Source organism: Rhodanobacter sp. G2-10, assembly GCF_055809185.1.
The window spans coordinates 931,411-956,423 of the sequence record NZ_CM147900.1 but is presented as its reverse complement, the minus strand read 5'-3'; the positions used below and the strand labels follow the sequence as shown (position 1 = coordinate 956,423).

The 25,013-nt window shown below is 65.6% G+C and carries 20 protein-coding genes; 5 read left to right on the top strand and 15 right to left on the bottom strand.

Annotated features, from left to right (window positions below; translation table 11 throughout):
* Nucleotides 1-18 precede the first annotated feature (18 nt).
* Nucleotides 19-630, bottom strand: coding sequence for an arylesterase (locus AC0L58_RS04200; protein WP_473686994.1), 612 nt, complete (start codon nt 628-630; stop codon nt 19-21).
* Between AC0L58_RS04200 and AC0L58_RS04195 the strand changes: the two genes are divergently transcribed.
* Genes AC0L58_RS04195 through AC0L58_RS04185 form a run of 3 tightly spaced genes read left to right on the top strand, consistent with a single transcriptional unit; the run spans nt 629 to nt 4,977 of the window.
* Entirely contained in the window at nt 629-1,321 is a 693-nt protein-coding gene (locus tag AC0L58_RS04195) for an ABC transporter ATP-binding protein (RefSeq protein ID WP_473686992.1), read from the top strand. The two genes, AC0L58_RS04200 and AC0L58_RS04195, sit on opposite strands and share 2 nt — an antisense overlap.
* Nucleotides 1,318-3,801, top strand: coding sequence for an ABC transporter permease (locus AC0L58_RS04190; RefSeq protein WP_473686990.1), 2,484 nt, complete (start codon nt 1,318-1,320; stop codon nt 3,799-3,801). Before AC0L58_RS04195 ends, AC0L58_RS04190 begins: the two co-directional genes overlap by 4 nt.
* Before the next feature lie 48 nt (nt 3,802-3,849).
* Nucleotides 3,850-4,977 carry an SLC13 family permease gene (locus AC0L58_RS04185; RefSeq protein ID WP_473688562.1) on the top strand — a complete coding sequence of 376 codons (1,128 nt, stop codon included), beginning with the start codon at nt 3,850-3,852 and terminating at the stop codon, nt 4,975-4,977.
* Nucleotides 4,978-5,115: 138 nt separating this feature from the next.
* Here the strand turns inward: AC0L58_RS04185 and AC0L58_RS04180 are convergent, their stop codons facing one another.
* The 6 genes from AC0L58_RS04180 to gspN all read right to left on the bottom strand — a co-directional run bounded on the left by AC0L58_RS04180 (nt 5,116) and on the right by gspN (nt 9,911).
* Nucleotides 5,116-5,886: a DUF4097 family beta strand repeat-containing protein gene (locus AC0L58_RS04180; protein WP_473686988.1), complete on the bottom strand. Its 771-nt coding sequence runs from the start codon at nt 5,884-5,886 to the stop codon at nt 5,116-5,118.
* 91 nt (nt 5,887-5,977) lie between these two features.
* Entirely contained in the window at nt 5,978-6,781 is an 804-nt protein-coding gene (gene mazG, locus AC0L58_RS04175; RefSeq protein ID WP_473686986.1) for a nucleoside triphosphate pyrophosphohydrolase, read from the bottom strand.
* A gap of 169 nt (nt 6,782-6,950) precedes the next feature.
* Complete coding sequence (gene cysQ, locus AC0L58_RS04170; RefSeq protein ID WP_473686984.1) at nt 6,951-7,763, bottom strand: 3'(2'),5'-bisphosphate nucleotidase CysQ; 813 nt, start codon at nt 7,761-7,763, stop codon at nt 6,951-6,953.
* A complete protein-coding gene (nudE, locus tag AC0L58_RS04165) occupies nt 7,760-8,317 on the bottom strand; it encodes an ADP compounds hydrolase NudE (protein WP_473686982.1) in 558 nt (185 codons plus the stop codon). The genes cysQ and nudE overlap by 4 nt, the downstream gene beginning before the upstream one ends.
* A 23-nt stretch (nt 8,318-8,340) precedes the next feature.
* Nucleotides 8,341-9,117 carry an inositol monophosphatase family protein gene (locus AC0L58_RS04160; RefSeq protein ID WP_473686980.1) on the bottom strand — a complete coding sequence of 259 codons (777 nt, stop codon included), beginning with the start codon at nt 9,115-9,117 and terminating at the stop codon, nt 8,341-8,343.
* Nucleotides 9,114-9,911 carry a type II secretion system protein N gene (gene gspN, locus AC0L58_RS04155; protein ID WP_473686978.1) on the bottom strand — a complete coding sequence of 266 codons (798 nt, stop codon included), beginning with the start codon at nt 9,909-9,911 and terminating at the stop codon, nt 9,114-9,116. Before gspN ends, AC0L58_RS04160 begins: the two co-directional genes overlap by 4 nt.
* Before the next feature lie 65 nt (nt 9,912-9,976).
* Here gspN and AC0L58_RS04150 point away from each other — a divergent pair, with 65 nt between their 5' ends.
* Nucleotides 9,977-11,341, top strand: coding sequence for an adenosylmethionine--8-amino-7-oxononanoate transaminase (locus tag AC0L58_RS04150; protein WP_473686976.1), 1,365 nt, complete (start codon nt 9,977-9,979; stop codon nt 11,339-11,341).
* 23 nt (nt 11,342-11,364) lie between these two features.
* Here the strand turns inward: AC0L58_RS04150 and AC0L58_RS04145 are convergent, their stop codons facing one another.
* Nucleotides 11,365-11,694, bottom strand: coding sequence for a hypothetical protein (locus AC0L58_RS04145; protein WP_473686974.1), 330 nt, complete (start codon nt 11,692-11,694; stop codon nt 11,365-11,367).
* Between the two features lie 167 nt (nt 11,695-11,861).
* Here AC0L58_RS04145 and AC0L58_RS04140 point away from each other — a divergent pair, with 167 nt between their 5' ends.
* Nucleotides 11,862-12,599, top strand: coding sequence for a 16S rRNA (uracil(1498)-N(3))-methyltransferase (locus AC0L58_RS04140; RefSeq protein ID WP_473686972.1), 738 nt, complete (start codon nt 11,862-11,864; stop codon nt 12,597-12,599).
* A 194-nt stretch (nt 12,600-12,793) separates the two neighbouring features.
* Here AC0L58_RS04140 and AC0L58_RS04135 read toward each other — a convergent pair whose 3' ends face one another.
* The 7 genes from AC0L58_RS04135 to pilG form a co-directional block, all read right to left on the bottom strand.
* The gene (locus AC0L58_RS04135; protein ID WP_473686970.1) at nt 12,794-13,327 is read right to left on the bottom strand and encodes a chemotaxis protein CheW; all 534 of its coding nucleotides are present in this window, start codon (nt 13,325-13,327) and stop codon (nt 12,794-12,796) included.
* The gene (locus tag AC0L58_RS04130) at nt 13,324-15,108 is read right to left on the bottom strand and encodes a chemotaxis protein CheB (RefSeq protein ID WP_473686968.1); all 1,785 of its coding nucleotides are present in this window, start codon (nt 15,106-15,108) and stop codon (nt 13,324-13,326) included. Before AC0L58_RS04130 ends, AC0L58_RS04135 begins: the two co-directional genes overlap by 4 nt.
* Nucleotides 15,101-21,052 carry a FimL-related protein gene (locus AC0L58_RS04125; RefSeq protein WP_473686966.1) on the bottom strand — a complete coding sequence of 1,984 codons (5,952 nt, stop codon included), beginning with the start codon at nt 21,050-21,052 and terminating at the stop codon, nt 15,101-15,103. The genes AC0L58_RS04130 and AC0L58_RS04125 overlap by 8 nt, the downstream gene beginning before the upstream one ends.
* A 103-nt stretch (nt 21,053-21,155) precedes the next feature.
* Nucleotides 21,156-23,186: a methyl-accepting chemotaxis protein gene (locus AC0L58_RS04120; protein ID WP_473686964.1), complete on the bottom strand. Its 2,031-nt coding sequence runs from the start codon at nt 23,184-23,186 to the stop codon at nt 21,156-21,158.
* A gap of 148 nt (nt 23,187-23,334) precedes the next feature.
* Complete coding sequence (locus tag AC0L58_RS04115; RefSeq protein ID WP_473686962.1) at nt 23,335-23,874, bottom strand: chemotaxis protein CheW; 540 nt, start codon at nt 23,872-23,874, stop codon at nt 23,335-23,337.
* Nucleotides 23,871-24,242, bottom strand: a complete 372-nt coding sequence (locus tag AC0L58_RS04110; RefSeq protein WP_473686960.1) for a response regulator — start codon at nt 24,240-24,242, stop codon at nt 23,871-23,873. The genes AC0L58_RS04115 and AC0L58_RS04110 overlap by 4 nt, the downstream gene beginning before the upstream one ends.
* A 23-nt stretch (nt 24,243-24,265) precedes the next feature.
* A complete protein-coding gene (gene pilG, locus AC0L58_RS04105) occupies nt 24,266-24,631 on the bottom strand; it encodes a twitching motility response regulator PilG (RefSeq protein WP_395121350.1) in 366 nt (121 codons plus the stop codon).
* Nucleotides 24,632-25,013 lie beyond the last annotated feature (382 nt).

Sequence of the window (25,013 nt, the reverse complement as noted above, 5' to 3'; positions counted from 1 at the left end):
AGCTTCTGTTCGAGTTTTCTACCGCAGCAGCGTGCGCAATTTCTCCCACACATTGTCCAGAACGGCAGGCTCGGCGGCGGCGACGGGGTGCAGGCCGTCTGCCTGCATTTGAGCCGGATCCAGCGCGACGCCTTCCAGCAGGAACGGCACCAGGGCAACGTGTTTCTCGCGTGCCAGCCCGGCGTAGATGGCACGCAGGCCGTCGCGATATCGCGGCCCGTAATTGACCGGCAGCTCGATGCCCAGCAGCAACACCTTGACCTTGTGCTGTTGTGCCTGCTCGATCATCGCCGCCAGATTGTCGTGCAGCGCCGACAAGGGCAGCCCGCGCAGGCCGTCGTTCGCCCCCAGCTCGATCACGAGCACCGCGGGATGGTATTTCTGCAGCAGCGCCGGCAGCCGGTTGCGCCCGCTCAACGAGGTCTCGCCGCTGATGCTGGCATTGACCGCGGTCCATTTCGGCACCATCTTGGAAAGACGCGCGTCCAGCAGGTGCACCCAGCCGGCCTCGACCGGGATGTTGTGCGCGGCAGATAGCGAATCACCCATGACCAGCACGGTTTTCGGCGCAGCCGCATGAGCGGCGCCGATGCCACACAGAAAAACCAGCAACCACAGGCATCGACGCATGAATGATTCTTCCGGTCCGCTCCTCCAAGCCTGCGATGTTAGCAAGTCCGTGCGCGGCCCCGAGGGCAGGCTGGATATCCTGACCGGGATTGACCTGCGCATCATGGCCGGCGAGAGCTTCGCGATCGTCGGCGCCTCCGGCTCGGGCAAGACCACCCTGCTCGGCCTGCTGGCCGGGCTGGATACGCCCGATGCGGGCGAAATCACGCTGGACGGCCATGCGTTGCATCGGCTTGACGAGGAAGCCCGCGCCGACCTGCGCCGGCGCCTGGTCGGCTTCGTGTTCCAGTCGTTCCACCTGCTGCCCGCGCTCACCGCCGAGGAAAACGTGATGCTGCCGCTGGAACTCGAGGGCAGCCGCGATGCGCGAACTCGCGCCCGCCAGGCGCTCGACGCGGTGGGGCTGTCGCCGCGACGGCGCCATTATCCGGCCCAGCTCTCCGGTGGCGAGCAGCAACGCGTGGCGATCGCGCGCGCGTTCGTGCACGGGCCACGCGTATTGTTCGCCGACGAACCGACCGGCAACCTCGACCAGCGCACCGGCCACCACGTCTGCGACCTGCTGTTTGCCCTCAATCGCGACCATCACACCACCCTGGTGCTGGTTACCCACGACGCCGCGCTGGCGGCACGCTGCCAGCGCGGGATCGAACTGGACGAAGGGCGCGTCGTGCCGGGCGCACACGCATGAACATGCTGCGGCTCGCTCTGCGCAACCTGCGCCGCGAATGGCACCTGCCCGAGCTGCGCACGCTGGCAGCCTCGCTGGTACTGGCCGTGGTGGCGCTGGGCGTGGTGGCCACGCTCGCCACGCGGATCGAGCGCGGCATGCTCGCCAGCGCGGCCGAGCTGATCGGTGGCGATATCGGCATTGGCGCCCCGCAGGCTCTGCCCGAGAGCTTTGCCGCCAAGGCGGCGCAGGATGGTTTGACGCTTGCCCGCACGGCGGGCTTTCCCAGCGTGGCGTTCGCCAACCAGCAAACGCAGTTGCTCGATGTGGACGCCGCCGATGCGCACTACCCGCTGCGCGGCACGCTGGAGCTGGTCGACGCCGCAGGTCACCACTACACGGGGCATGCGCCGGCGCCTGGTGGCGTCTATCTCGATCATCGTGCCCTGGTCGCTCTGGGGCTGAAAGTCGGCGACCCGTTGCAGCTGGGCGGACGCGAGCTGAACATTGCCGCCGAGCTGGTGCGCCAGCCCGATGGCGGCCAGCTGCTGGCGCTGGCACCACGCGCGATGATGAGCCTGGATGACGCGAAGGCGGCCGGTCTTCTGGCCGCGGGCAGCCGCGCGCGACATCGTCTGCTGCTGGCGGGTACGCCGGCAGATGTGCAGCGCTGGCGGGACTGGGCGCAGACCACCAAGCTGCCGCCGGGCGCGCAACTGATCACGCCGGAGCAGACCCAGGAACGCATGCGCAGCGCGTTCGACCGCGCCGGCGCCTTCCTGCGCCTGACCGCCTTGCTGTCTGCCCTGCTGGCAGGCATCGCGATCGCGTTGTCCGCGCAGCGCTACGCGCGACGCAAGACCAACGAAGTGGCCTTGCTGCGCGCTCTGGGCACCCCGCGACGACGCGTGCTGGGCCTGCTGCTGGGCACGCTGGGTGCATTGGCGGTACCGGCCACGGCACTCGGCGTGCTGCTGGCGCTCGGCCTGACGCAGCTGGCGTGGCTACTGGCCAGCCAACTGTTCGGCAACGTGCCCACCTCGCTGCCGTTGGCACCCGCGTTTGCCGCTGCCGCGATGGGCATCGCCGTGCTGGTTGGCTTCGCCCTGCCGCCACTGGCGCGACTGGCCGAAGTGCCGCCGGTGGCGGTGTTCCGCCAGAGCATGACCCGGCGCGCGCGCCGCTTCGACTTCCTGTACCTGATTCCCCTGCTGGTGGCGCTGGGCCTGATCTGGAGCCAGAGCAGCTCGTTCAAGCTCGCCGGCATCCTGGCCGCCAGCCTGTTTGGCGTGGCGGCGATCGCGGCATTGCTGGCGATGCTGCTGTTGTGGCTGGCGCGGCGCGTGGCGCCCGGCGCGCACCCTGCGTTGCGGCTGGGACTGGCTGCGCTGGCACGGCGACGGCTGCTGAGCGTGATCCAGGCCACCTCGCTGAGCCTTGGGCTATGTGCCCTGCTGTTGCTGGCGGTGGTGGCGCCGTCACTGCTGCAGGGCTGGCGCCAGGAATTGCCGGCCGATACACCGAACTGGTTCGCGCTGAACCTGCAGGAAAACCAGCGCGCCGGGTTCACGCAGGCGCTGCAGCGCGTGGGCGCAGACCAGCTCAACATGCTGCCGCTGGCGGTGGGCAAGCTCACCGCCATCAACGGCAAGCCGGTCGACCAGCTCCATTTCGACGACGCTCGCGCCAAAGAATGGGCCGACCGACAGCTGCGCCTGTCCTGGGCCGGCGCGCTGCCACCGGCCAACGAGGTGATCGCGGGCCGCTGGTCCGGTGCCGCGCCGACGCAGGCGGAAGTGTCGATCGACACGATGTGGCGCGACATGTTTGCACTGAAGCTGGGCGATACGCTGAGCTTCCAGGTCGGCGAGCGCACCATCCAGGCCACCGTCGGCAGCGTGCGCAAGGTCGACTGGAGCTCGTTCCGGGTCAACTTTTTCCTGCTGCTCGATCCGGCGCACGCGAGCGAACTTCCACACACCTGGCTGGCCAGTTTCCATCTGTCCGGCAGCCATGCCGATGCGTTGGCGCAACTCTCACGCGACTACAGCAACCTCAGCCTGATCGATGTCGACTCGCTGCTCGATCGCGTGCGCGAGATCGTGGACCGGGTCGGCAACGCCGTCCGCTGGATTCTCGGTTTCAGCCTGCTGGCCGGAGCGCTGGTGCTGGCCGCCTCGCTCGCCGCCAGCGCGGCCGAACGCCGGCACGAAGCAGCGCTGTTGCGCACGCTGGGCGCGCGCCGTGCGCAGTTGCGGGTGGCGGCCGCGTGCGAGTTTGCCTTGCTCGGCCTGGTCGCCGGCCTCACCGCCGCGCTCGGCGCCGCCGGTGCCGGCTTGTGGCTGGGCCATGCGGTATTCCACATCGAGGGTTTCGTGCCGCCGCCGTGGCCGCTGGCAGGCAGCGCACTCGCAGCGGCACTGGTGGTGATGCTGCTGGGCCTGGCCGGAACGCGCAAGGTGATCCACACGCCGCCGATGCGCCTGTTGCGGGAAAGTTGACGAGCCGGCCGTTATTCTCGCACGGACATCCACGGAACCCGCACCTTGATTCCCTTCGCCCACGTCGACTGGCGCGCACGCCTGAAGGCCGAATGGCTGCTGCTGGCGTTTGCCGCGCTCGCGATCGGGCTGGCCGTGCTGGACCCGCAACCGCCGGCCCACTACCGGCGCTGGCTGCAACTGCCCACCCTGGCCGGCCTGCTGGGGTTGCTGATCGCGATCCAGGGCATCCGCGACAGCGGCCTGGTGCAACACCTCGCGACCGCGCTGGCGTCGCGGATGCATTCGCTGCGCACGCTGGGACTGCTGCTGGTGGTCTCCAGCGCACTGCTGTCGATGCTGTTGACCAACGACGTGAGCCTGTTCCTGATCGTACCGCTGACCGTGGCGCTGGGCAGCATTTCCAACCTGCCGCTGCTGCGCATGGTGGTGCTGGAGGCGCTGGCGGTGAACGCCGGCTCCACCCTGAGTCCGATCGGCAACCCGCAGAATCTCCTGCTGTGGCAGGTGGCGCACGTATCGTTCATCGACTTCGTCGCATACATGTTGCCGGCCGCGGCGGTGATGCTGACCCTGCTGCTGGTGCTGAGCTGGTGCTGGCTGCCGTCGACGCGCGTCGATCTCGACACCAGCCGGATCGATGCGGGAGACGCCTCGCCCGCGCTGGCCGCACTCTCGTGCCTCGCCCTGATTGGCATGGTGCTGCTGATGGAATACGGCCATGCCGAATCCGGCGCACTGCTGATGCTGCTGGCGTTCGGCCTGCTGCGCTGGCGCACCGTCGCCCGCATCGACTGGCTGCTGCTGGCCACCTTCGCCGCCATTTTCCTGGGGCTCGGCCATCTCGCCGACCTGCCATGGATTCAGCAGGCATTGGGAAGGCTCGACTTCAGCCGACCACTGACGCTCTACCTCAGTGGCATCGCCGCCTCCCAGCTGATCAGCAACGTGCCCGCCACCGTGCTGTTGCTGGAGCGCGCGCCCGATCCGCTTGCACTGGCCGTGGCCGTGAACGTGGGCGGCTTCGGCGTGGCGATCGGCTCGATGGCAAACCTGATCGCGCTGCGGCTGGCCAGACAGCCGCACGGACTACGGCAGTTCCACCGAGTCTCGATACCCTTCCTGCTGGTATGCGCACCGCTCGTTTATCTCGCCTGGCACTCCATGGAACTGTAGGAGCGCACCCTGTGCGCGAATGCTCTTCGTGACGTGACGGAAAAGCTCGCGCACAGGGTGCGCTCCTACAAGAAGATGCGCGCCAAACAGTCACCGACTCGATACCGAACACTGAAAACCGAACGGCGAACACCCTCATCAATCATTGTCACGCGGCACACTGACCTTGCCCTTCACCCCCGAATGGTTCACGTCGCCACTCCCCTTGGCACCCAGCGTGAAGTCACCCGCCACGTCGCTCACGGTCAAATCGCCCGACCCCAGCGTGCCGGCGCTGACGCTGCCGCCGACCCGGCGCAAGGTGACATCGCCGGAACCGATGCTGCCGACCTTGGCATCACCCTTCACGTCCGAAACCTTGAGGTCGCCCGAACCCACCGAGCCCGCATCCAGACTGCCGACATCGGTGGCGTCGACATCACCCGAACCGACGCTGGTGGAGAATTTTCCCGCCACCTGCCGCACATGCAGGTCGCCGGAACCCACGATGGTCTGCAGCTGCTGCACGCCACGCACGTCGGCATCGCCGGAGCCCACGGTGACACTCACCGGCATAGTGGCAGGCAAGTTCACGGTGGCTTCGAGGTTGGCGTAGGAACTGCCAAACAGCCTGAACGAAAAGTGCTGCTTCCCGCCGATATCGAGCCGCAACTGGTCGCCGTCACGCTGCTGGGTGATCTGCAACTGCTCCAGTGCCGACTTGTCCGAGGCACAGGCACGCCCGGTGAGGCTCAACCCCTGGCTGCTGTCGCTGCCAACGAGATGCAGGTCCTGGCTGTGCACGGCGATCTGCACCGACTTCACGCCGGCCAGGTCGAGCTGCAGGTTGCGGGGAGCCTCGAACTTGCAAGGCGAGGCGAAGGCAGTGAGTGGGGCGAGCAATAGAGCGGCAAGAACGAGACGACGCATGGAAAGGCTCCAATAGACGGGGTTTCGGCTGGGATGCAGCCGGCGGGCAAAAGGTTGCAAGCTCTTCGCAAATTCGCTCGGCCGGGACAAGTCAGCCCGATGATTCCTTCGCCTTGGCGCGCTGCCACAACGCTTCCTGTGCGGCGAGGTCGCTCTCGGCGAAGTTGCCGCCATCACTTGCAGCCAACTCCTCCATCGCGCGGAAGCGCCGTTCGAACTTGGCATTGGCATGGCGCAGGGCGCGCGAAAAATCGACACCGGCATGGCGTGCCAGGTTCACCGCCACGAACAGCACGTCGCCGATCTCGTCCTCCAGCCGCGCCGGATCGGCGCCCTGCTCGAGCTCGGCACGCACTTCGGCGACTTCCTCGATCAGCTTGTCCAGCACCGGCTGCGGACCCGGCCAGGTAAATCCGACCGTCGCCGCACGCTGCTGCAGCTTCATCGCCCGCTTCCATTCCGGCAGCCCGCTGGAAATGCCGGCAAGCACGCTGGCGTCGCTCACCTCGTCCTTTCTTGCGCGCTCGGCGGTCTTGATCGCCTCCCACGCCCGCGTCTGCTCGGCCACGTCGGCATAGCGCACGTCCCCGAACACATGCGGATGTCGCCGCCGCATCTTGCTGCTGATCGCGTGCACCACGTCGGCAAATTCGAACCGTCCCGCCTCCTCGGCCATGCGCGCGTGGAAGACCACCTGCAGCAGCAAGTCGCCGAGCTCATCACGCAAGTCGTCGAAATCGCCACGATCAATCGCATCGACGACCTCGTAGGCCTCCTCGATCGTATACGCCGCGATCGAGGCGAAATCCTGCTGCACATCCCACGGACAACCGCGCTCCGGATCGCGCAGACGCGCCATGATGGCAAGGAGGTCGTCGAGGCTGTGTCGGGGCATGAGGCTAGAAGTGAGTGGGGAGGAGTGAGGAGTGAGAGGAGAGGAGTGAGGAGTGAGAGGAGGCGAACGTGAGCGCGAGGCGAAAGTGAGCGGAGAGGAATGAGAAGTGAAAGGACGCGAGGAGTGTATGTCGCTCTCTCACTCCTCACTCCTCACTCCTCACTCCTCACTACACTTCCAACGCCTGCAGTCGCGCGGCCCAGTCAATCGTGCCGTCGCCGATCGCCACAAACTCCGGATTCAACAACGACTCCCCGCGGTTGTAACGGAACGGCTGCCCCTGCAAATCCAGCACCGCCCCGCCCGCCTCGTCGAGCACGCATTGTGCCGCTGCCGTATCCCACTCGCTGGTGAGGCCGCGGCGCAGGTAGATGTCCGCTTCGCCGCGGGCGATCAGGCAGAACTTCAGCGACGAGCCCAGCGCGAGCATCTGGTAGTCGCCGCCGACCAGTTGCTCCAGCGTGGTGCGCTGCGAGCCGCCGTGCGAACGACTGCCAGCCACGGTCGCCGGCTGCGTCAGCGGCCGCGTGCGAAGATGCTGCCACTCGCCGCCGGCCTCTCGCTGCAACCAGGCACCCTTGCCCAGTTCGGCGACGTAGAGATCACCCGTGACCGGCGCCAGCACCACCCCGAGCACGGAACGGCGCTGATCGATCAAGGCGATGTTGACGGTGAACTCGTCGTTGCGCTTGACGAACTCGCGGGTGCCGTCGAGCGGGTCGACCAGCCAGTAGCGCGACCAGTGCTGACGCTCCGCCCACGGCAAAGCCTTGGCTTCCTCGGACAGGATCGGCAAGCGTGTTTCAAGCTGGCCCAAGCCGGCCACGATGACCCGCTGGGCAGCCAGGTCGGCGGCGGTCAGTGGCGAAGCATCGGCCTTGGTCTGCACGGCAAAATCGCCGTGGTAGATCTTCAGGATGGCGTCGCCTGCGGCGCGCGCGATCTCGCCGATGCGGCGGGAGAATTCCGGTGGCGCGTTCATGATCGCTGGAACCGCCCGGCGAGATACTCGCGGGCCATGAACAGCGCGGCGATCGAGCGCCCGTCGGTGACGTCGTCGCGACCGAGCAGCGTATGCAGCTCGGCCATCTTCCACGGCACCACCTCGAGTTCCTCCGGCTCATCGCCGGGCAATTTTTCCGGGTAGAGATCCTGCGCCAGCACCACATGCGCCATGTGCGTCATGTAAGCCGGCGACAGCGACAGGTTGTGCAGGATCTTGAGCTTGCGCGCGCCATAACCGATCTCTTCCTTGAGTTCGCGCTCGGCGCCTTGTTCCGCCGTTTCGTCCTGATCCAGCCGCCCCTTGGGCAGCCCCAGTTCGTAACGACCCACGCCGCCGCCGTATTCGCGCACCAGCAGCACGGTTTCGTCATCGAGCATCGGCACCATGATCACCGCGCCGAGGCCGCTGCCTTTCAGCCGCTCGTAGGTGCGCCGCGCGCCATTGGAAAACTCGAGGTCGATCTGTTCGACCCCAAGGAAACGGCTTTGGGTGACGTCCCGCTTGGCGTGGATGGTAGGCAGTTTGGGCATCCACACATTCTAACCCGTGCCGACTACCCTCGCAGGCGCGGCAGGGCCTGAGCGTGGATCGCGGGTGTGCCGGCCAGCACACCGCGCGTGTCCAGCGTCAATGCCGAGCCGTCGAGGTCGGTGAACACGCCGCCCGCCTCGCGCACGATCACCGCCAACGCGGCGATGTCGAGAATGTTCACGTCCGACTCGATCACCAGATCGAGACTGCCGCGCGCCAGCAGGTGGTAGTGGCAGAAGTCGCCGTAGCCACGAATCCGATTGCTGTCCTGGATCAGCACACCCAGCGCGTGCCAGCGCGCATCGCCAGTGAGAGTCTTGATGTTGCCAATGGAGAGCGAAGCCTGCTCGATCGCACTCGTGGCAGCGACCTGCACACGCTCGCCGTCGAGCCACGCGCCGCCGCCCAGGCTGGCCCACATCGTCTCGCCGTATACGGGGGCGCTGGACACGCCGAGCACGAGATCGTCGCCGTCCATCAGCGCGATCTGGGTGGAGAAGAACGGCGTGCGGCGCACGAAGCTCTTGGTGCCGTCGAGCGGGTCGACCAGCCACATCAGGCCGCCGCGTTCGCCGTCCAGACCGAACTCCTCGCCGTAGATCGATGCCTGCGGAAGCGCTGCCTGCAGGATCTGCCTGATCGCCTGCTCGGCCTCGCGGTCGGCTACGGTCACCGGCGTGGCATCAGCCTTCAATTCCACCTCGACGCCACGATGCCAATAGTGCTTGATCACCTCGGCCGCAGCTGCCGCGGCCTCGCGTGCCGCGGCCAGCGCCGAAGCGGCGATGTCAGGATTCATGGTGATGTGTCGCCCCTGTCAGTCATTGGTGCCTTGCCAGCCAGGCCACCGCTTTCCCGAATATGCACACTGCCGTCCTGCGATACCGGCCCGAACCGGGTCAGCCAGCGTTGCAACGCAGGATCAGTCTGTCGGGCGCGCAGTGTGGTGTCCAGTCTCCAGCCGAGCGGGCTCAGTTGCAGCTCACCGTCGGCTTTCAACGGCCCGTTGCCTGTATCGTGCCATTGCGTGGTGATCACCCCACCTTGCGCATGCGCCTCGAATCGCATGTCGCCCAGGGCCACGACATCTTCTCCGGCTTGCACCGCCGCGTGCTGCCACAGACCATCCGCCTGCAATTGCAGCGGCCAACCGCCTTGCAGCACCACGTTGTCGACAGTCACCTGCAACGTGCCCCGCGGCCGCCCCCAGGGTGAAGGGGGATAGGTGTCGAGCAGGGCCAGATCGGCATGCAAACGCAGATTGTCGGCGGCCATGCGGTTGTCCGACAAGCGCCGCACGTCACCCGAAAGCCCTAGCTGGGGCCCGTCGAATGCAGCATGCAGACGCACCTCGCCCAACAGCGCGCGTCGGGACAATTGCCATTGCAGCTGCCCGAGGCTTTGTCCGTCGATACCGATGACCTTGCCTGCTCCACCATTCCATACCGAACCATGTACCTGTCGCAGCTGCAACCCGTGCAATTGCGGCTCGATCCACGGCATCGCCCAGCGCGCCGGCAGAAACCACAACAGCGCCAGGATCAGCACGGCCAGCAGGACCAGCGCAACCAAAATATTTCGCAAATATCTCAAGCGTCGATTCCCGAAAATCCAGGTGCCGACTTGAGCGCGCGCGGCACAACGTCGATCATAGCCGGATGAATATCCCCGAAAACAGCAATGCCACGCTCGCCGAGCGTGATCTGAAACATGTCTGGCATCCGTGCACGCAGATGCACGATCACGAAAGCATCCCGATGGTGCCGATCGTGGGCGGCGACGGCGCGTGGCTGGTCGACGCCGATGGCCGGCGCTATCTCGACGGCGTAAGTTCCTGGTGGGTCAATCTGTTCGGCCATGCCAACCCGCGCATTGCCGCCGCGCTGGCCGATCAGGCCACCACCCTGGAACACGTGATCTTCGCCGGCTTCACGCATGAGCCGGCGCTCAAGCTTGCCGAGGAACTGGTACGCATCACGCCGCCCGGACTGAATCGCGTGTTCTACGCCGACAACGGCTCCTCGGCGATCGAGGTGGCACTGAAGATGAGCTTCCACTACTGGCTCAACCAGGGCCACGGCGAGAAGACACGCTTCATCGCGTTGACCGGCAGCTACCACGGCGAGACGCTGGGGGCGCTGTCCATCAGCGACGTGGCGCTGTACCGCAAGACCTACGCCCCGCTGCTGCTGACGCCCTTGCTGACACCATCACCGGACAGCTACGAAGGCGAACCGGGCGAAACCCCGCCGCAGATCGCGGCGCGCCGCCTGCTGGAATTGCGCAGCCTGCTGGAACGGCACGCGCACGAGACCTGCGCCGTCATCGTCGAGCCACTGGTGCAGTGTGCCGGCGGCATGCGCATGTACCACCCGGATTATCTTGCTGGCCTGCGTGCGCTGTGCGACGAGTTCTCGGTGCACTTCATCGCCGACGAGATCGCGGTCGGCTTCGGCCGCACCGGCACCCTGTTCGCCTGCGAGCAAGCCGGCGTCTCGCCGGATTTCATGTGCCTGTCGAAAGGACTCACTGCCGGCTTCATGGCCTTGTCGGCCGTGCTCACGACGGACGTGGTGTATGCCGCGTTCTACGCCGAGTACAACGCCGGCAAGGCCTTCCTGCACTCGCACAGCTACACGGGCAACCCGCTGGCCTGCCGGGTGGCGCTGGAAACGCTGGCGATCTTCCGTGATGAACCGGTGCTGGAACGCAATCGAAAGCTGGCTGCCCATCTCTCAGGCCGACTCGCACCGTTGCGCGATCACCCCCATGTGGCCGACGTGCGCCAGACCGGCATGATCGCCGCGGTCGAACTGGTCGCCGACAAGAAGAGCCGGCGCCCCTACCCGGCCGCCGAACGCCGCGGCATGCGCATCTACCTGCACGGCCTGAAGCATGGCGTGTTGCTGCGACCGCTGGGCAGCGTGGTGTACTTCATGCCGCCGTACGTGGTCACCGAACAGGAGCTGGACTTGTTGGTCGACACCGCCGTGCAGGGCATCGCACTCGCGGTGGCGGACTGAAACGCGACTGACGGAAGACGGTCTCAGTGCCCAATGCGAATGCTGGGATCGAGCATTTGCAGCGCAGCGGCAGTATCCATCGCGCCGGTGCGTTGCAGGTCTTCGGAGCTGTAGCTGCTGCCGGCAACCGGCAAACACCTGCCTGGCTTGGCGTGAATCAGGCTGCCGGTGTGCCGCAGGCACATGCGATCACCGGGCTTGATAGCCGACCGGTTGGCCTTGGCCTGCTCCTGGTTCGACTGGCTGGATTGGGTTTGGGCATGGCTTGAAGTCGGCGGACTCCAGGCCATCGCGCTGGATCCGAAGCCGAAAGCGGCGATCAAGCCGGCCGCGAAAAGGGTTCCACGGGACATGGGGAAACCTCGTAATTGCAGCAGGAGGTACGCTCCATCCTGCACCGATGGCGCGTGTCCGGCAAACTTCCCGCCCAAACGGCTTCGTCCGCGTTCAGGTTGCGCGGTACCTGGGACTCCTTCCCGAGCGGCTCCGCTATGCTTGGCTTTTTTGCAAGTTCGACCGCATGCGCACCATCCGACTTCATGCCGACATGCCCCTGGCTGCCGGCGCCGAACTGACGCTGCCGGCGCAGCCGAGCGAACACGCTGCCCGCGTGCTGCGACTGACCATGGGCGATCCCTTGACCTTGTTCAACGGCGACGGCTACGACTACCAGACCACCATCAGCGCCATCGACAAGCGCACCGTCACGGTTCGCATCACGTCATGCCAGGCACTGCAGAATGAGTCGCCCCTGCCGTTGGTACTCGCCCAGGGCGTCGCACGCGGCGACAAGATGGACCTGATCGTGCAGAAGGCCACCGAGCTGGGGGCCATCGGTATCGTGCCGTTGCTGACCGAGCGCTCCGAGGTCCGACTGGATGGCCCACGCGCGCTGAAGCGGGTGGCTCATTGGCGGTCGGTGGCCACCAGCGCCTGCGAGCAAAGCGGGCGCGCACGCATTCCCAAAATCCAGCCCATCCAGCCGATTGCTGATTGGCTGGCCAAGCTTCCGGACAATGGTGCACTGCGCCTGGCATTGATGCCGCAGGCGGAGGACACGCTTGGTGAACTGCACTTCGCCGACGCTGGCGGCCTGTTGGTCATCGGCCCTGAAGGCGGTCTGGGCGAAACAGATATCCGCGCGCTGCAGCAACACGGATTCCGGGGCCTGCGTCTGGGGCCGCGCATCCTGCGCACGGAGACCGCAGGGCTGGCAGCGCTTGCTGCCATCCAGGCCTGCCACGGCGACCTGCAGTAGGCAGTCCCACCAGCCCTGCCTTGTTCAGTCCATGCCAAGAGCAGGCCACACCGCGGGCCCCGCAACGACGACGCCCGGGACTGCTTGCCGTGTCCTGAAACGCTCGCCGGGGCTCTTGGCCACTCCACGACATATGGCATCGGGGACGTGCGCCGGGGAGTTGTCATGCGCATTCCCGACTGGTCCGCTGCAGATCAGGCCTCACCGTCCGCCGAGTCGGAAAGCTCCGTCCACGGATCGGCCGCCTCGTCCTCCGGCTCGACGGCATCGAGCAGGTCGAGCAGGCTTGCCTCGATCCATTCCAGGTCGGGAATCATCGCCACGTCGTCGCGCACCAGCACGTGCGCACGCACGCCGGGCGGCAAGTCCTTGCCATCATGGGTCGGAATGATCAGTTCGGCGTTCAATGTGGTCAGGCGCGGGAAGCCCTGGGTCAGCACGGCGATGAAAGGCAGCTTCGGATCACCGCCCAATGCCTTGAGTACGGCGACACGCACGGTCAACTCGGCGTCGCCCTCCGCGGTTCCGGCCAGGCGCGTGAACGAGACCAGCGGTACGCGCCAGCCACGCCAGGCGATGCGTCCGAGCAGCCAGGACGGGGCGCCGTCGACCGGCTCGGGTGTGCTTTGCGTGATCACCTCGGCAATCGTGGCATTGGGCAGCAACAGACGCAGGTCGCCAACCGGCACCAGCACGCAGCGGATTTCACGCGGCAACGGATCACTCATGGAAACACCTCGATCAGGTGCGCCGCCAGTTCGGACGGCGTACCGGAATAACTGACCAGTCGTTCGGCAAAGATTCCGCTGACCATGTCAGCAAAATGCTCCCCGGACGACGACTCTACCCAGACCTGGCCTCCACGATCATGGATCGCCTGCGACCCTGCCACGGCATCATTGCCGCGGCCGGCGAACACGATCGCCAGGGCATCGCGGCCAAACACATTGGCGGCCATGCTCAGAGTGGAGTCGATGGACGGCTCCTGCGAGCCATTCTCGTCTTGCGCCTGCAATTCGACGTTGCCGTCACGGCGCAGGCGTATCTGCTGTCCTGCTGGAACCATCAACACCTCGCCAGGCTTGGCGCGACGCGCCGCATCAGCCAGTTGTACCGGCAAGGCGCACTGGCTGGCGAAGGTCTGGACCAGGGTCTCATCCGATTGCTTGCCCAGATGCTGGGTGAGCACGAAGGTCAGGCGCGAGCTGGCCGGCAGCGCGGCCAGGAAAGTTCCGAGGGACTCGACGGCATCGACACCCGCTCCCAGCAGCACGACCCGACTCAAGGCGGAGCCCAGATCGTCGAGCAGCATTTCGTGGTCCGGGACGAAGGCCTGGGGCGCAACCGACTCCTCCAGCGAGACCAGCTCCAGGCTCATCGTGGGCTCGACATCGGGCGAAACGGCTTCGACATCCGGTGCCAGATAATCGGCCGCACTGACCTTCTCGATGCCGAATGCCGCGGCATCCGGCCTGTCTTCGGACTCTGCCTGTGCATCATCGTCGACCAGCGCCCAGCCATCGGGCGCGCTCACCGCGGCAGGCGCCGGGGCCGGAATCGGCTCGGCTGCTGCGGCCGGCTTGGTTGCCAACCATGCCTCGGTCGGTTGCGACAGTTCCATGCCATCGTCGCCGGAAGCCAGGTCTGGCGCGTCGGACGGAGCGACAGACTCCGACTCCGACGTGGTTTCGGTTACATCTTGATCATCGTGTTCCGGCACGCCGAAATTGCCGTCGAAGAGAGCTGGTGGCTCCTCGTCGCCGGTGAACCGCAGGCCCGGTCCAGCCGACTCCTCGTCGTCCTCGCCAGGCAGATCGCCAGAGGCCAGCAGCGCCTCCAGTTCGGCTGCCAGGTCTTCGGAGGATTCGGCGGACTCGTCTTCGGCCTGTGCCGGAGCATCGTCGGCGGGCAACGTGAAATCCTCGACCTCGCCCATGTCCAGACCGGCTGCCGACTCCGTCGCCAACGATTCCAGCGAGTCCGGGATGCTTTCGGGTTCCGAGGCGGGCGGCAATTCCACGTCGGCCTGCAGCGGCAGCGCTTCCTCTTCGGGAGCGTCCTCGAGGACCAGTTGGGAGCCAGTCTCGGCCTCGACGGGCACTGCCACAGGCGGCGCCGGCACCACCTCGGGCGGCTGGACCTCACGCGCGTCGGCAGGACGCGGCGGGTCGACATCGCCTTCGGCGAGTACCTTCACCGCCAGATGACGAGCCCAGCGGGCACGATCCCAACCATCCAGACTGCGGCTGGCCTGGGCGTCGTTGAACACGACCCGCGGCCGGTCGCCGTCGATCACCTCATACAGGCGATCGAGCGCATCGTCGGCGCCGTCATCCAGATTGACGACCAGCACATCGGCGCCCACCTGCTCCAGCAACTCGCGGCTGATGCTGGACACACCACCTTCGTGGACGATTTGCGCGCCGCGTTCATGCAGTGCGTCGCGCAGGTGTCCGCCAAGCTCGGTGTCGTCGAACAGCAACGCAACCGCTGGTGGCGTGTCAGTCATTGACCCGCTCCATGGCGCGCTGTTCCAGCACTTCGCTCATCTGCAGCAGCAACTCGGCCTCCTGGTAGGGCTTGCCGACGTACCGATCCACACCGATGTCGAATGCCCGCTGGCGATGCTTGTCGCCGGTACGCGAGGTGATCATGATGATCGGCACGTCACGCAGCCGCGGATCGGCCTTCATGTGGGTGGCCAACTCGTAACCGTCCATGCGCGGCATCTCGATGTCGAGCAGCATCAGGTCGGGCACGCGTTCATGCAGCTTCTCCAGCGCATCGACACCGTCCTTGGCGGTGCTGACCTCGTACTCGTGACGCTCCAGTACGCGACTGGTGACCTTGCGCATGGTGATCGAGTCATCGACCACCATCACCAACGGTCGTACCTGCACCTCTTCGACGACCGGCGCCTGGACCGCGCTGAGTCCCTCGGCCAGACGCTGTTCGCGACGGATCATGCCGTGGCGAACCAGTGGTGCCAGATCCAGAATGATCAGCACCGAACCGTCGCCCATGATCGTGGCGCCGAGCAGACCGGGTACCGAACTGATCTGCGGGCCGACCGACTTCACCACGATTTCGCGCGAGCCCAACACGGCGTCGATGCGAATCGCTGCACGCAGGTCGCCGGCGCGGGTCAGCAGCAGCGGCTGCTGTTCGTCCTCGGTGGGCAGGCCGGGCGGCAAGCCGAGCAGCTCGGCCAGATCGTGGATTCCGTAGGCCTCGTTGCCATAGGTGAACGTGGGTTCGTCCCCGGTCAGCATCGTCGCCAGATCCTCCGGATCGACGCGCGCCACGCCTTGCACCGAGGTCATCGGGATCGCGAAGGTGGCTTCGCCGATGCGCACCAGGATCGCCTGGGTCACCGCGAGGGTGAACGGCAGGCGCAGCACGAAGGTGGTGCCCTGGCCTTCTTCGGACTCGATCGAGAGCGAACCACCGAGCTGCTTGATCTCGTTTGCCACCACGTCCATGCCGACGCCACGACCAGCCAGCTGGGTGACCGTGCTGGCGGTGGAGAAGCCGGGCTGGGTGATCAGCGACAGCAACTGGTTGTCGCTGGGCCGGGTTTCGGCGCGAAGCAGGCCACGCTCGATGCCACGCTTGCGAATGGCCTCGCGATTAAGGCCACGACCGTCATCGCTGACCCTGATCACGACCTCGGTCGCCTCGCGCGCCACCTTGATATGGACCGAACCCTCGACCGGCTTGCCAGCCTTGCGGCGCTCCGCCGGGCTCTCGATGCCATGCGCGATCGCGTTGCGCAGCATGTGTTCGAACGGCGCCTTGATGCGGTCGAGCAGGTTGCGATCCATTTCGCCGTGCGCGCCGTCCACGTACAGCTGCGCGCGCTTGTCCTGCTCCTGCGCCGCCTGGCGCAGGGTACGGCGCAAGTTCGGCACCATCGTGTCGAACGGCAACATGCGGGTGCGCAGCAAGCCGTCCTGAAGCTCGGTGCTGACCCGTGATTGCTGGATCAGCAAGGTTTCGGCCTGGCGCGTCAGCTCGTCCAGCATGTTCTGGATCGACACCAGATCGGATACCGACTCGGCCAGCGCACGCGAATACTGCTGCAGTTGCGAGTAACGATCCAGCTCGAGCGGATCGAACACGGTCAGGCCGGCCTCGCGATGCTCGCGTTGGAAGCGCGCGATGATCTGCGCTTCGGTCTCGATCTCCAGCATGCGCAGCTGGCTGCGCAGGCGGGCCACGGTCTGCTCCAGCTCGACCAAGTTGAAGCGATACCCGGCAACCTGCTGTTCGAGGCGCGAACGATAGATCGCCACTTCGCCGGCGTGGCTGACCAGGTTGTCGAGCAGGTCGGCGCGGACACGAATCTGCTCCTGCGAGGAGTGGACCTCGTGCTCCAGCTCCGGCAACAACTCCGGCAGATCGGTCTCCTTGCTGGCGGCGGCAGTCGCTGGCCGCGGCGCATCCTCAATTGGCGTGGGCGAGGCAATCGCCGCCAATACCTCGTCATCGGCCAGCACTTTCTCGCCTGCCAGGGTCAGCAGGTGATCAATGGTGTCTTGCGGGTATTCGGGCATCTGGCCCTGCGACACCCGCTGCACCAACGCATGCAACTGGTCGAAGCTTGCCTCCAGGGCGTTGATCAGGCCCGGGGCCTTGCTGCTGTCGCGGATCGGCTTCTCGAGCAGGGTCTCGATCGCGTGTGACAGATCACCCACCGACATCAGGCCGGCGATTCGGGCACCACCCTTCAGGGTATGCAAGTCGCGCTGCAACTCGCCCACACAGGACAACTCGCCCGGATCGGCGTGCCATTGCGCCAGCACACCGTCGGCGTGATCGAGAATCTCGCGCGCCTCATCGATGAACACCTCCAGCAGATCCGCATCGATCTCGCCACCATCGGGCAAGGTGAAGGGGGTCTCCGGCGTACGCGCTTGCTTGGTGTTCTCCGCTGCAGCTTGCTCGGCCGCAGCTTGCTCGGCTGCGGCCTGCTCGGCTGCGGCCTGCTCGGCTGCGGCTTGCTCGGCTGCGGCTTGCTCGGCTGCGGCCTGCTCGGCTGCGGCCTGCTCGGCGGCGGCTTGCTCGGCGGCGGCTTGCTCGGCTGCTGCCTGCTCGGCTGCTGCTTGCTCGGCTGCTGCTTGCTCGGCTGCTGCTTGCTCGGCTGCTGCTTGCTCGGCTGCGGCCTGCTCGGCTGCTGCTTGCTCGGCGGCGGCCTGCTCGGCGGCCGCTTGCTCATTGGCGGCATCAAGTTCGAATGCATTCAACGCCGCAGCCATCTCGGCCGCCACGTCATCATGCGACTGGCCGACGGTGGGGTCATGCTCGCCGGCTGCTTCGGAATCGCTCAAAAGCGCCGCAGCGTCCATCGCCTCCTCGTCAATACCGGCTCCCGCTGTCGCCGCGGAGTCGGCAAGGTCGCCTTCGTCGTCCCGTGGCTCGAATACCACGTGTGGAACCTGTGACTCCGGATAGTTGTCGCGCATCGCGATGATCTGCGCGGTAAGCACGTTGACGTTCGGCAGCTTCGGATCGGCGGCGTCGAACTGACCCATGACCTGGTCGACCACGTCAGCCGCCTGGCCAAGCAGGCGCACGCCTTCCGCCGAGAGTGGCTGACCGGAGGCACGCAGGCGCTTGAACAAACCCTCCAGTGGAGACAACAACTCGGTCAGCAGCGGGACGTCAACCATCGCAATGGCGCCGTGCAGGGTATGCACCGCACGCAACAGTTCCTCGGTCACCGGAAGCTCGCCGTCGGTACGCTGGATGGCAGCACGTATGGTCTGCAGGTACTGCGCCACTTCGCTGCGCAGGATTTCCAGCAACACCGGATCCACCGGCGGCATCACCGGCATGCTCATCAGCGATTCGGCGGTGACCGGCTCCGGTTCCGGCGAAGCGGCGGCGGTTGCGACGACGTCGGCGTCGGTCAAGCCGGCCTTCGGTACATTGTCGGCTTCGACCTGGGCGCGTGGCACACGCCGGATGACGGTACGCGTTACCGTCTCGGTGGCGCGTGGTGCATGGTCGGCAAGACTTGCCTGACGACCCGCGGCCAATTGATCGGCCGTCTGCATGATGGCGCTGAGCGGCGCGTCCGGCGCGCCCTCGCCCTTGAGCGCGGCGAGGAACTGGGGCAAGGCCTCGATGGCGTGGTGAGTGAGGTCCTGCACGTTCTGGGTCGGCTCGATGGTGTTGTCGAGCACGCGATTGAGCATGTCCTCAACTTTCCACGCGAACTCACCCAGTACGCCGGCGCCAACCAGACGACCGGAACCCTTCAAGGTGTGGAACGAACGACGAATACTGACCAGCGCCGGGGTCTGCGTCGGATCGGCCAGCCACTCCTTCTCGGCCGCATTGAGGTTGTCGATTTCCTCCTGCATTTCCTCGAGGAAGATCTCGCGGATGTCGTCGTCGATGCCTTCGGCATTGGCATTGAAGCCGGTGTCCGCCGCCAGTGGATCGGCGACCGGCAACTGCTCGACCACCTCTTCCTCGACCTCGACCCAGTCCTCGTCCGACTGGGCATCTGTGGCACCTTCGGACAGATGCGACCCGGTATCGGCCAGGCGCATGCCGGCGATGTCATGCTCCGCCTCGGCTGGCGCTTGCGCATCACCGATGAACAGGTTTCCAAGGTCCTGGCCAGGCAGCAGGCTGACGGACTCGGACAGCTCGGGATGCTCGTCGTGCCCGGTGCCGGCGTCAGCATCGACGACGACGGCATCAACCACAGCCGGGGCGGGCTCCGCGCGCATGGACGGTACCGGCCAGTAGCCGAGTTGGCCCAGGCTATGCTCGGCGACATCCAGAATGTGTTCCAGGCCACCGCGATGCTCGCGCGCAGCCTCCAGGTAGTACTCCAGCGCGGCCAGCGCATCGGCCAGATGGTCCATCTGCGCCCCACTGGGCACACGATGATCGCGCAGCAGCTCGTAGTCGATGAAGCGGCCCACGCCTTGCGCCAGTTCTGCCGGGCGCGGCGACGACAGCATGCGCATGGCACCGCCAACCTCGTCCATCAGCTGCGGGGCGCCGGCGAGGCGATCGTGCTCCCAGCCGGATTCCACGAACGCCACGATGGCGTCCTTGACGCCACCGGTATTGCCGATGGCCTCCTGCATCAAGGTCGCGACCACGCCGAGCGCCTCGCTGCGCGGCAGGCCATGCATGGTGTCGGCGCCGGGCGCTTCGTCCTCGGAGCCCAGACTCTCTATGTGGTCATCCAGCGAAGCTTCGACATAGAGCAGCGCGCCGGCCACGTCGAGCAACGCTTCCTCGTCGGCCGGGCGCAGGCGGTTCGCGATCTCGTCGAGCACGCGCCGCTGCTCGTTGACCACCCGGCGCGGAATCGCCAGCGCCAGCATGCCCAGGGTGTCTCCCACCCGTTCGAGCACCTCGCCTTGCGTCGCAAGTTGTGCCGGGTCGGCATCTTGCTGTCGCAGGAAAAGGTCGAGTGCTTCCTTGACGCGCAGCAGGTCGTCTTTCAGTGCCCGCGACACCGAATCGAGCAGGGCCCGGTTGTGCCCCGCCATCGAACCACGTGCGTGTTCCAGTTCACCCGCATTGGGCAGCAGGCTGTCCAAGCCGTAGGTGGCCCGCAGCTGCTCCATGTGGGGGCTGCGCTGCTTGGCCTGGGCCACGATATAAAGCAGCTTGCACGCGACCTCGTCGGCATCGCCGGAGCGCAGGCTGTTTTCCCCGTGTTCGATGAGCAAGCGGATGTTGCGGTCCACCTTGCCGATCAACTGGCGCACTTCGGCGGCCTGCCCCTTGAGCATGCCCTGCTCCAGCCCCTCCAGCACGCCAGCGGCAATCCACCACAGACGGCGACCGTGCACGTGGTGGCAACGTGCCGTGATAGCCAGCAGGGTCTTGCGCATGCCGATCAGCTGCTGGGCAGCATCCTGCCCACGGAACCAGGCCAGCAACTGATGCTGGAAGCGCAAGCGCAGGCCAGGCAGCTCGCCGCGATGCGACGCGGCATAGGCCTCGCTCATGGCCGCAGGCGCCTGCTCGGGCAGGAAGGCGTCCAGGTTGGGGTGGAACATGGCCGACTCGGGCAGCTCTTCCTGACCGCGCGTGCCGCGCAAGTCATTCAGCAACGGCAGCAGAACCACCGGCACATCACGATGACCGCTGGAGAGCCGCTCCAGATAGTCGGGCAATTGCATCAGACCGCGCATCAGCGCGGCGTAGGCTTCCTCGCGTTGGGTAACCTGGTCGTCCAGCAGGGCACTGGCCAGACTTTCCATCTCCGCGGTGACCATGGCTGCGCCGTACAGCTCGACCATCTTCAGCGTGCCGTGCACCTGATGCAGATGATCCGCACAAGTACGCATGAAATCGCGCTTGTCCGGATTGTCGACGTAGGACTCCAGTGCCTCGCGCGCAACCGACAGGGTGTCGTCGAGTTCCGGCTTGACCCACTGCAGCGTGGTGAAATCGATGTGGTCTTGAAGTCTCATGCGCCTCTCTCAGCGATTTCGCCATGCAGGCATTGCGAAACCAGCGAGACTGCCCCCCGTTTTGTGCGTGTATTCATTCGGCTGGTGCCTGTTCCGACCGATATCATCCCGGCAACTTGAAGTGAGCCACCGACCGCCGCAGATCGCTTGCCAACTGCGCCAGCGTACCGATCGAGTCGGCCGTCTGGCTGGCGCCTTGCGAGGTCTGCGAAGTAATTTCCTGGATCGCGTTCATCGACACTGAAATGTCGGTTGCTGCGGCGGACTGTTCGCGCGCTGCAGACGAAATGTTCTGAATCAGGGCGGACAAGTCATGCGAAACGCGCTCGATATCGCCCAGCGCGCTACCCGCATCCTCGGCCAGACGCGCACCGGCGACCACCTCGGCGGTCGTCTGTTCCATCGAGTTCACCGCCTCGTTGGTGTCGGACTGAATCGTCTGCACCAGGGTCTCGATACGTTTGGTGGCACTGGTGGATCGCTCTGCCAGTCGCTGCACTTCGTCCGCCACCACCGCGAAGCCGCGGCCCGCCTCACCCGCCGATGCCGCCTGGATCGCGGCGTTCAAGGCCAGGATGTTGGTCTGCTCGGCAATGTCGTTGATCAGTTCGACGATGGAGCCGATCTCCTGCGAGGATTCGCCCAGGCGCTTGATGCGCTTGGAGGTTTCCTGGATCTGGTCACGAATCGAGTCCATGCCCGAGATCGTTTCACGCACCACTTCCGCGCCGCGCGAGGCGATCTTCACCGAGCGCTCGGCCACGTCGGCCGATTCGGCGGAATCCTTCGACACCACGTCCATCGAGCTCACGATCTGATTGATCGCGGAGGTTGCCGAGCTGATCTGCTGCGCCTGCTGCTCCGCCGCGTCGGCCAGGTGGCGCGCGGTGGTCTGCGTTTCCTGGGCCGACGAGGACACCTGCTCGGAGGTCTCGTTGATGGTGGTCACCAGGGTTCGCAGCTCGTCGATGGCGTAGTTCACCGAGTCCGCGATCGCGCCGGTGATGTCTTCCGACACCGTGGTCTTGACCGTCAGGTCGCCTTCGGCCAGCGAGCCCATCTCGTCCAGCAGGCGCATGATGGCCTCCTGGTTGCGCTGGTTCAGCTCGGTACTCTGGGCAAACCGCTTGCGCTGGTCGGTGACCAGGGCGATAACCAGCAGCAGGGCGAACGCGACCGCCGCGATAGCGCCGAACAGGCCCCACCACACGTTCGGGAACAAGCGTCGCAAGGGCAGCTTGCCGATCTGGTCGGACAAATCGTTTGCGCGGAGCAGCACCGTCTGCGAATCCAGTGAGGCCTGGTTGCCGGCGCGCTTCACGTCGGCGATATTCCCGGCCGCGGCAACCAGCTTGGCCACCGGGTCGGCCAGCTTGTCCCACTCCGACTGCATGTCGGCCAGGATCTTGCGCGCATTCGAGTCGTTGATCGGTCGCACGCCGCTGTCCGGATTGCCCTCGATCAGGCCCTTCAGCACGCTGCCGTAAAGCTGCGCATCACGCGACAGACCATCGGCGGCCGACTGCGCGTTGTCGCCACCCTGCAGGACTTCCTGCACGCGGCGGATGATTCGGTCAGCCGACAGCATCTGGCGCGAGGTGCCGAGCATCTGCTCGGAACTGCCGTTGCGCTGCTGCAGGATGTTGACCACCTGTTCCATGCTGGAGTTGAGCAAGGGCATCTGCTGCGACAGCGTGGCCGCGCGCTGGCCGGAGTCCAGCACCACGGCCTTGTTCGACAGGATCTTGCTGATATCGGAATCGAGTTTGGTCCACGAGGCGTCAAGCGCGCTGACAGCGCGGCCTGCCGGCGTGGCATTGTTGTCCGCGTAGGGTTCCATGCCACTGGTCGGATCGCCCTTGTTCAGCCGTTTCACGGCCGAGTCGATGGCGTTGCGCGTGGCTTCGAGCTCCTTGAAGGAGTCGGTATTGCCGTCAGCGGATTCCAGCGCGAATTTCGCCGTCTGCTGCGACAACACCTGGATTTGCGTAGTCAACGCGATCGCCTGGCGATCCTCGCCGTTCTTCTGGTTGAGCATGAAGAAGTCAACTGCCGCGAAGCCAATCGCAATCAGCAGCAGGACAATGAGTGCGGTATATCCGCGTTCCCGGCTGACGCCCCCTGTAGTGCTCATGTTCACCTCATCGGTCTAACTGATTTGTGCCGCTGATACTTTGCCGGTGCCGCATCGCCCGAGGCGCATGCCAGCCAAGGCTTGTCTCCCCACTTGCCCGGCCCGGGAGCCGACGCCGGCCCCTCCACGGGCTGGCGTCATCCTGCCGTCAGGCCGCGGCCTGCCGAAAATCAGGGGCGCGCACCAGCCGGTTCATGCTGAAAATGGCCATCTGCTGCTCGCCCACCCGACTGTCCACGAATCGGGCCAGCCGGGGGTCGTCCTCTTCCTGCGCCTGCTGACGCTGCTCCGCGTCGACCGTGCGCTGGCCGAATACTTCATCCACCAGCAAGGCCACGTTGCCGGTTCCCTGACGCACCACCAGCAGACGGCTGCGGTCGGAGTTCTGCGCCCGTTCGCCGAACAGGAAACGGGCGATATCGACCACCGGCACGAGGTTGCCGCGAACGTTGGCCACGCCCAGCAACCAGGCCTGGGTACCCGGCACCGGGGTGAGCACCGGCACCGCCAGCAGCTCGCTGATTTCGTCGATGCCGCTGACCAGCATCCGCGAACCGACGCGGAAACCGATACCACGCCACAACCCGGGTGCTTCGAACCGATCCTGGGTGTCGGAGGCATGCGCCAGCGACAACTGCTCGTAACGGGCGAGGATCTCGAACGGGGTGCGGTTGACGGAGTCGTTCATGTTGCGCTCGACAGCAAGTCATTGATGCAGGCCAGCAGTTCCTTTTCGTTCACCGGTTTGGTGATGAACGCACGAGCTCCCTGACGCATGCCCCAGACGCGGTCGGTTTCCATCGATTTGGTGGTGATCATCACCACCGGCACATGCTGGGTCTTCGGATCACGAGTGAGCGTGCGCGTGGCCTGGAACCCGTTCATGCCCGGCATGATCACGTCCATGATGACCAGGTCCGGCGGGTTGGCCCGCACTTGTTCAATGCCTTCCTCGGCCGCGCTCACGGCAGCCACCTGGTGGCCGGCCCGTTCGAGCAGCGTGGTGAACACGCGCACGTCGGTGGGCGAATCGTCGATGATGAGAATGTTGGCCACAGCTCCCCCTTCCAAATCTGCGATCAGTGGCTTGCCGCGGTACTGACATGACGATGGATCGCGCCGAGCAACTCGTCGCGCGTGAATGGCTTGGTCAGGTACTGCTCGGCGCCCACGATGCGGCCGCGTGCCTTGTCGAACAGACCATCCTTCGAGCTGAGCATGATCACCGGCGTGGCGCGGAATTCCGGATTGTTCTTGATCAACGCACAGGTCTGATAGCCGTCGAGTCGGGGCATCATGATGTCGACGAAGATGATCGCCGGCTTCTGGTCGGAGATCTTGGCCAGCGCCTCGAAACCATCGACTGCAGTCAGCACCTCGCAGCCCTCTTTCTTCAGCAGGGTCTCCGCGGTACGCCGAATGGTCTTGGAATCATCGATCACCATGACCTTGAGACCCGCCAAATCAGTAGCAGTTGCGTTCAAATTCACTTACTCCCCCCTGCGGCTCGCCACGAGCTCAGGACAAGCACCATGGCATGCAACGGTTATGCCTAATGGTACACATGTGGAAATTTCATTGATCAATCCATTGGAAACCCGCGTTGCGGCGGCATCTCCGAAGCCTTGCTGTTTACTGCCTGCCCGGCAAAACTGTCAAGCAATAATCACACGCAGCGTCCCTCGTTCGCACAAGTTGACCCAAATTGGCACCATCCGATCAACAGTGACACCCCAACCTGCAACCTGCCGTCACCAGACAGCTGCACAGGCGAGGCGCCGTTAGTATAGCCACCTGCCGGGCCCCACCTGCGGGTGCCAACGCACA